At 42.2% G+C, this 8,065-nt stretch carries 8 protein-coding genes; 6 read left to right on the top strand and 2 right to left on the bottom strand.

The annotated features are described in order from the left end of the window. Together dnaK and LC574_RS15950 are read right to left on the bottom strand one after the other, a co-directional pair. Positions 1–1,506: molecular chaperone DnaK (gene dnaK / locus LC574_RS15955; RefSeq protein WP_229454424.1), on the bottom strand; the 1,506-nt coding region annotated here is incomplete at its 3' end. 408 nt (positions 1,507–1,914) lie between these two features. Beyond that, on the bottom strand, positions 1,915–2,733 hold the full coding sequence (locus LC574_RS15950; RefSeq protein ID WP_229454423.1) for an SDR family oxidoreductase: 819 nt from the start codon (positions 2,731–2,733) through the stop codon (positions 1,915–1,917). Between the two features lie 215 nt (positions 2,734–2,948). On the opposite strand from LC574_RS15950, the gene LC574_RS38045 reads away from it, so the two are divergent. From LC574_RS38045 to LC574_RS15925, 6 genes are all read left to right on the top strand, one after another. Beyond that, the gene (locus tag LC574_RS38045; RefSeq protein WP_267871555.1) at positions 2,949–3,080 is read left to right on the top strand and encodes a hypothetical protein; all 132 of its coding nucleotides are present in this window, start codon (positions 2,949–2,951) and stop codon (positions 3,078–3,080) included. A 432-nt stretch (positions 3,081–3,512) separates the two neighbouring features. Further along, a complete protein-coding gene (locus LC574_RS15945) occupies positions 3,513–3,662 on the top strand; it encodes a hypothetical protein (protein WP_229454422.1) in 150 nt (49 codons plus the stop codon). A 1,037-nt stretch (positions 3,663–4,699) separates the two neighbouring features. Beyond that, entirely contained in the window at positions 4,700–4,855 is a 156-nt protein-coding gene (locus tag LC574_RS15940; RefSeq protein WP_229454421.1) for a Rieske 2Fe-2S domain-containing protein, read from the top strand. Then, entirely contained in the window at positions 4,800–4,964 is a 165-nt protein-coding gene (locus LC574_RS15935; RefSeq protein ID WP_229454420.1) for a histidine kinase dimerization/phospho-acceptor domain-containing protein, read from the top strand. The genes LC574_RS15940 and LC574_RS15935 overlap by 56 nt, the downstream gene beginning before the upstream one ends. 163 nt (positions 4,965–5,127) lie before the next feature. Further along, a complete protein-coding gene (locus tag LC574_RS15930) occupies positions 5,128–6,573 on the top strand; it encodes a HAMP domain-containing sensor histidine kinase (protein ID WP_229454419.1) in 1,446 nt (481 codons plus the stop codon). Positions 6,574–7,322: 749 nt separating this feature from the next. Further along, entirely contained in the window at positions 7,323–7,991 is a 669-nt protein-coding gene (locus LC574_RS15925) for an AIM24 family protein (RefSeq protein ID WP_229454418.1), read from the top strand. The last annotated feature ends 74 nt before the right edge of the window (positions 7,992–8,065 follow it).

The following is an 8,065-nucleotide window of genomic DNA, read 5'->3' as shown; positions in this document are numbered from 1 at the left end:
GCCAACAATATTATCGCGATCGTCGGCACTCATCTCTTTGGCATCGGTTTCTGGCAGGTTGATATCCTTATCCAGATTCACGATCCGGCATTTATCCATAATACTGTTGACAATGGGAACGCCGCGTGGTGCAGAAGGAATACCATCCAGGCGGAATGTTCCCAAACTCTTGTTATCGTTAGAGAATTCGCGTTCACCTTGGAGGACGTGAATTTCTACGTTGGTTTGTCCATCCACAGCAGTGGAGAAAACTTCTGATTTCTTAGTGGGAATTGTTGTGTTGCGGGGGATAATTTTGGTCATCACACCGCCCAATGTTTCCACACCCAAAGATAGGGGTGTCACGTCTAACAGCAAGATGCCAGTTACATCACCAGCCAGTACCCCAGCTTGAATGGCTGCACCAACTGCTACGACTTCATCAGGGTTCACACTTTGGTTGGGGTCTTTACCCAATACCTGCTTCACAATCTGCTGCACAGCAGGAATGCGGGTAGAACCACCAACTAACACCACTTCATCAATATCGCCTTTGTTTAACTTGGCATCCCGAAGGGCATTTTCCACAGGAATACGGCAACGGTCGATTAAGTCAGAGCAAAGTTCTTCAAACTGAGCGCGAGTCAGGGTTGTATCCAGGTGCTTGGGTCCATCCTGGGTAGCGGTGATAAATGGCAGGTTGATTTCTGCTTGGCTAACGCTAGAAAGCTCAATTTTGGCTTTTTCTGCGGCTTCAGTCAGACGTTGTAAAGCTTGCTTGTCTTTCCGTAGGTCAATGCCTTCAGCTTTCTTGAACTTCTCAGCTAAGAAGTCAACTATTTTTTTATCGAAGTCGTCACCGCCGAGGTGGGTATCACCAGATGTGGCTAGTACTTCAAAAACTCCATCTCCTACTTCCAGCACGGATACGTCGAAGGTACCACCACCAAGGTCAAACACGAGGATGGTTTCGTTACTCTTCTTATCAAACCCATAAGCCAAAGAAGCTGCGGTAGGCTCGTTGATAATCCGTAGAACTTCAATACCTGCAATTTTACCAGCGTCTTTTGTCGCTTGCCGTTGCGAGTCGTTGAAGTATGCCGGAACAGTGATTACAGCTTGGGTTACAGTTTCACCCAGGTATTTGCTGGCGTCTTCAACTAGTTTGCGAAGAACTTTTGCAGAAATTTCTTCAGGAGCAAACGGTTTACCAGCTATAGGACAATCTAATTTGACATTGCCGTTACTGCTAAGGACTTTGTAAGAAACTTCCGTAGCTTCGTTACCAACTTCGTCGTAGCGGCGTCCGATAAAGCGTTTGACTGAGTAAAACGTATTTTCGGGGTTCATCACCGCTTGGCGTTTGGCAATTTGGCCAACCAAGTTGTCGCCATTTTTCGCAAATGCGACTACTGATGGCGTTGTCCGAAAACCTTCAGCATTAGCAATTACTGTGGGTTTACCACCTTCCATCACTGCCACGCAGGAGTTCGTTGTTCCTAAGTCAATTCCAACTACTTTTGCCATTTTAGGTGCTGGCTCCGTATAACTACAAATGAATGAATGAGAATATAAAGGACTAAATTTTGAACCAACAGGGTCAATAAATCAGCCAGTTCAGCATGAATACCTTTGTTTTGGCTTTTCTGGGGTTAAAACTCCAGATATGCTGATATATATACTGAAGCTTAGTGGTAGCCAGTCCATGAAGGGTAGTTTCCCGAACCTTGCTTAGGACGGTTAAACTAACTAAATACTTTTTTTAGTTATTTCATGGATTTATTGCCTTCACTTCGTCTAATGTATGAGAATTAATACTTTCAGTAATTAGGGTGAACCGTAACGGTAGAGTGGTGTTTGCCGTCTTTAGAGGTAATAAACTACAAAAGCACTGAACTCAGCACTGGCTCAACGCCCCGCTATCGCTAACAGCACTCACTCAAGCCCAGAGAAAAGAGTTTCCCAGTTAATTGCAGGCGGCCTTTGTCCCTGGTTGACTATTTCAAAAATTTTCCTGGAACTACTTGAGTGTAAAAGGCATTCTACACAAGCGTTTGCTACATCAATCCGGCTGGTATCGCCCGAAAGTGTATCCCCAGTGCCTACTACCACACCGTATTTACCCCCAGTTTTTGCCTTCAGGAGGGTGTTGAGGTCGTATGAGGTATATGGCCCGTCAATCAGGCGTCCTGGGCGGATAATGGTGTAGGGTAATCCTGAGTTAATAATGGACTCTTCGCCCTTCTGTTTGGCATCCAACACGCCAAAAGCATTAAGAATACTAAAAGGAAACTGATTTTTACGCTCAATTCCGCAAGAAGAGACGAAAACGAACCGCTTCAAATTGCGGGGTGCTGCTGCCACTAGGTTGCTCACACCTTGGGCATCGACCTTGGCCGGACTATTCTTTGCTTTTGCTTCACTAGATTTGGGGTTAAGGAAAGTGATTCCCCATTCAATCAAGTTTAGGGATTGATCAAATTCCCATCGCGCAGAGGGAAAGGCAGTGGTTCCGGTACAATTTATGATGTGGGTGACATCTTGCGTTGCGGTTGGTAGTGTAGCTGGCTGGCGGATGTCACCAACGGCAATTTCCACTCTCCGGTTAAACATTTCTTCGGCTTTTGCAGCATTGCGTGTCAGAACGCGAACTTTCAAACCCTTTTCTAGTAAGTTGCCTACCACCAGTTGCCCCACTCCACCAGTAGCACCAGCAACTAGTACCAAATCTTCAACTGAATCAAAAGAAGTCATAAAGTGCCTTTGAGATGGTCTATTGTTAATCTACTCAAAAAATGCGATATCTACGACGGGCTATTCGGCGTCGCACATAGAATCTTTTACGTAGCCTGCTGCATCTGACGAAATGAGGTTTATCCTTCCTCAAACTTGCATCTGCGATCGCTAAAATAGACCTAGATTAAAAATTTTGCTACTTTCTGTTGACTATCGCTCCAGTTGGGTGATGTATGTCAGAAGGTGAGGCTGTGGCGATTGGGGAGGTGATGCAGCTGTATCATCATCAAGAGGCTGCTGGCAAAGTTTCCCCAGTGGGCGATGCCTGCGGTGGTAGCAGAGGCAAGTCGTACCCCTCCTCTTAAGCAAGCTACGCGCAGCGTCTGGTAGAGAAGCGCGGGCTACGCCAACGCAGCTGTGGATGGGGAGTTGGTTTAATAGCAGAGGTAGTCATTACACTCAATATTTTTTTATCTAATGTAATGATTGTATATTTAGTTACAACAATAATTAGTATTAGTGGGAAAAGTAGGTTTAGTAGGATGTTTTGTATAAATCCTCAATTATTCTGTTATGAAAAAATAGCCAATACTAAAAGGATACAAGAGGTAAGAAGTTTTTTATTTCTAAGCTATAGCCTAAATAAAATTACTTAATTGCTATTTATACGACATGAATTTATCGAAAATAAAAAGTAGGAAAAGTAAGAAAAGTAGGATATTTCCAAATATGTATAACATCACATGAGATAAACTGTATAATTGCTTGTGTAACTTATAGAATTAAGAGTTGAACTGATGGCTATTCAAATGTTATATTTAGGAATGTCAATAGGAAATGGAGATATTTCTGCAACCTTATTTGAGGAGTTGAACGAGACACAACAAAGCTCAATTGTTGGCGGCAGCACAGTTAACGATTTAGAAGCAACGTTTGGTGCTACCTAATCCCTTGCAGGAGCAGCAGGACAGACACTGACTGCGATTGAACGTGAGGCAGTAACTGGGCAAGGTCAGATAGGACAAAAGTCAGGAGGAGTATTAGGAGCTACAGGTAATACAGTATTCAACGCTTTAGGTGGCTAAAAAACACTACTCATATAAATTACAAGCTTTTAGTTGCTATCTATGGAAATCTAGTAGTTTTCTTGACAAACTTGAGTAATAAATTGATTCAAAAGTGTTTAGTAGTTAGCACGACTGTACTCCTCTGTTAACTGCTTGGTGAAAACTGCTGGTTCTTTTAGCAACTAACACAACAATTATTTATCACTAACTAATTTTCGATCTTTCCAGTAGTTTAGGGCGTTTTAAACTGGCTTTTTCAAGTTGGTTTAAAACGCTTTTTCCTTAATTAGTAAGTGGATATTTTTGGCTTTTACTTAAAGTGGTATTGATAAATTTAATAGTTAAGGGAAGAGTATGTTAAAAAACTTCTGGTACACCTGCGAATTCAGCTTTGCTGTAACTAGTAATACCAATTCTGTATGAAGATGCACTAAACCATATAGCGGTTCCCATCCAAATGCGGTACAACATTATATCGCAAGGTGTAGGGGCTAAACTTTGCTCATTGGTGTCAACTTAAGCTAAAAATCGCTTATCTGTTGGCTGACACGCCCGCCCAGAAATGAATTTCAGGGCTTATAGCTAAAGTCTACTAAAGTAGACTAAAAATTTTTCGGATTATTTAGTCATCAAAAGAAGACTTAAGCTATTAGCCAAGGAACTTCAGTTCCTTGCGGGACATGGCTTTTACGTTAAGTTGACACGTATGAGCTGGCTCGTGCCCCTACGGGTGTACCTCACGTAAACGAGAACCGCTATAAGTACAAGAAAGAAAAACGTAGATGCCAAGCGGCTTGCCGCAGGCTACCGTAAAGGAGGCATTCGCGTAGCGTCTCGTAGAGAAGGACACAAAGAAAGAAGTTAAAAGGGTTTGGCGCAGCCTCACAAAGAAATGGTATAAGCCCAAACGTATCACAATGCTAAACCAGGAATTTGTCGTGTACCGCAATTCTGTTGGAAATGTTGTAGTATTTCTAGACCAATGTCTTCATCGCGGTGCGGCACTCTCTTTAGATCGTGTGGAAAACAACTGTATCCGATGTCCTTGCTCACGAAATCAACAACCCAGTTAGTTTCATCTACGGCAACCTCCAGTACACTGATGATTACATTCAACAGCTGCTGCTGTTAATTAAGCTTTCTGCGATCGCCATACCTATCGGTAAAAATGAGCGCGAGTAGTTTTTCAGCCCATAACTGCGATCGCACTTAGAGGGGAAATTGCGCCCGAATTGTTCGGTTCTACGACTGTTGTCAGTACACAAATAGCTATAACCTCTTAGGTAGTAGTGAAATTTCTACCCTAGACGCTGTTAGTCGCTCTTGAATTAAGGGGTGAAAGCCTGTGTACAAATGGATATTGCCAAGTCTGAGCGAAATCTTGGCTGAAAATCAATCAAGTGTGGCTGAATGTTCACCTGCTAAAGCAGAACGGCAGTGGCGTGTCAGCCTAGCAGCGACAGAACATTTGCTATTAAATACTTTAGCAGCTGCTTCAAGAGACACAACCCAAGGATTAGTTTTAGCTGCACCAGCACCCTTATTTAGTCAGCCAAAACTGACTCAAAGTTTACAAACAGTAACTTTTACGGCAAAACCATTTAACCCTTTGGCGCTGATGCCATTTCAGATGCCAGATGCAATTGCCTCTGCAAATGAAGAAATGGCTCCCCATGAATCGGTACTTTCTTTATTACCTGCCGATCCACTAGGTGCAGAGCAGTTTTGCTTGGTTTTTACAGAAAAATTTAGATTAGTACTGGTTTTAGCAACACACAAAAACGGTAAAAAAACCTTTTCATTTTCTTTTGAGCCAGAGGTAGTGCAGCAGGCTTGGCGATCGCTAGGAGCAAGGGTAATGCTGGCTAATCCAGAATTTTTTGCCCGCCTGGATACATTAGTACAAGAGTATTCTCCGGTAGCGCCAGATTACCGCATCATGATTCAGTTTAGCCAGTTGTTGCTTCAGGAATTAACAGAAGCAGAAGAGACTGGGGACAAGGAGGATAAACCATGCCCAATGCCCAATGCCCAATGCCCAATGCCCAATGCCCAAAATCCTGATGTAGAATTGCTCCAAGCTTTCGCTCACGAAGTCCGCACACCTTTAACAACTATTCGCACCATGACTCGCTTACTGCTGAAGCGGCGAGACTTAGATGCTAGCGTGATCAATCGCTTAAAAATTATCGATCACGAGTGTACCGAGCAAATTGACCGTATGGAGTTGCTGTTTAAGGCAGCGGAATTGGAAACTACTACCTCAGCAAAATCGCCAAAAACTCAACTCACACCGATGTCTTTAGATCAAGTGTTGCAGCAGAGCATTCCCCGTTGGGAACAAGCAGCGCATCGGCGGAACTTAACTTTAAATGTTGTTTTACCCCAGCAACTACCAACAGTGGTAAGTAATCCCATGATGCTGGATCAGGTACTCACTGGTTTGATAGAGAATTTCACTCGCAGCTTACCTGCTGGTAGCCATATTCAAGTACAAGTTATCCCGGCGGGAGATCAACTTAAGTTACAATTATCGCCCCAATTTGGATGCAAAGATTCAAGTAAAGCCACCATACCTGCAACGCCACCAATTCGCAAAGCTCTAGGTCAATTGCTGATGTTCCAACCAGAAACGGGTACGATTAGTTTGAATATCGCCGCAACCAAGCATTTGTTTCAGGCGATCGGCGGCAAACTGATTGTGCGTCAGCGTCCACACTATGGGGAAGTTTTGACAATTTTCCTCCCCTTAGAAGTTAGCAATAAACACAAAATAGGAGCTAAAACTTAGGAGTGAAGATTCATTAAATAATTCGTAATACTTCGGCTACGCCCTTCTCTACGAGAGGCTGCGCCAACGGCTACGCTCAGGACAAGCGAGGGTACAAGTTCGTAATTCGTAATTCGTAAATTTTGTTTTGTAATGGGGATTTAACCCCAACACAAAACTTGCTTTTTTATTGAACCGGGGGACTTAAACCCACGGAACTAGTTAACTATTTTTCAAAATTATAAATATTCACTCTAACTAAACTAACGTGAGTTCGATAAACTTATACCATTTCACTTTAATAATGATACAAATAGGTTCGTAGGGGCATGGCAATGCCATGCCCTTACGATAAATCTACATGAATCAGGATTTTCAGGAATTGGTATTAGAGGTCTTTTTATTTGACTAATTTATGTTATATGAGCACAATATGAGCCGTCAAATTCACGTTAAGTTAAACAGTAAGTGATACCAATATTTTTTCTGAACACAGATAATTCATTTTCATCAAATAGACTTTGTTTAACAATCTAATTAAATTTTTCGACTTGCCATTTGTAAAAATAGATGCCAAAAATGTATATAAATTCTGTTTAAGAGCCAATTATATCATGTCCGATAAATTACTTGTGATATGTCATTGCGAGTGGAACGAAGTGAAACGAAGCAATCACAACGTCTGGAGCGATTGCTTCACTCCGTTCGCAATGACAACTGTTTAACCGGACGTGATATTACACATTTCTGTAAAAATCAAAAGAAAAATTATGGCAAGTTTTGAAATAATCGAACGAGAAAGCTTACGTTTAGTCAAGGTTACTTTACAAAACGAAACAGTCCGAACTGAATCTGGTGCTATGTACTATATACGTGGCAACATTCAGATGCAATCTAAAGCTCCTTCAGCAGGCGGGTTTTTGAAATCCTTAGCCACGGGAGAAAATATTTTCCGTCCTACATATACAGGTACTGGTGAATTATATTTAGAGCCTTCTTTATCGGGATATCACATTTTAGAATTAGACGGTAGTGAATGGATTTTAGATAGTGGCGCTTATTGGGCTAGTGATGGCACTGTAGAAGTAGGAGTTGAACGAAACAAATTTGTATCAGGCTTAATTGGTGGCGAGGGATTGTTTCAAACAAAAGTCAAAGGCAGGGGTACAGTAGTGATGGCAGCACAAGGCCCTGTAGAAGTAATAAATTTACGAAATGATCGATTAGTTGTGGATGGAAATTTTGCGATCGCTCGCACAAGTAGCTTAAATTATCGCGTTGAAAAAGCTACCAAATCTCTTTTAGGTTCGATGACTTCTGGTGAATTTCTCGTCAATACTTTTGAGGGAACTGGTACTGTATTGCTGGCTCCTGTACCTTATTGGCAAGTCATGATGCTCCGCCAAATTACCGCCGCGCTACCAAAAACTTCTAGATAACAATCTTAGTCATTGGTCATTAGTCATTCGTAGAGACGCGGTTCAACGCGTCTGTACAATGGTCATTAGTCATT

This window comes from Nostoc sp. CHAB 5715, assembly GCF_020829685.1.
Lineage (GTDB): Bacteria > Cyanobacteriota > Cyanobacteriia > Cyanobacteriales > Nostocaceae > Nostoc.
Note: the sequence above shows the minus strand (reverse complement) of the source record. Positions and strands in the feature narration are given on the sequence as shown.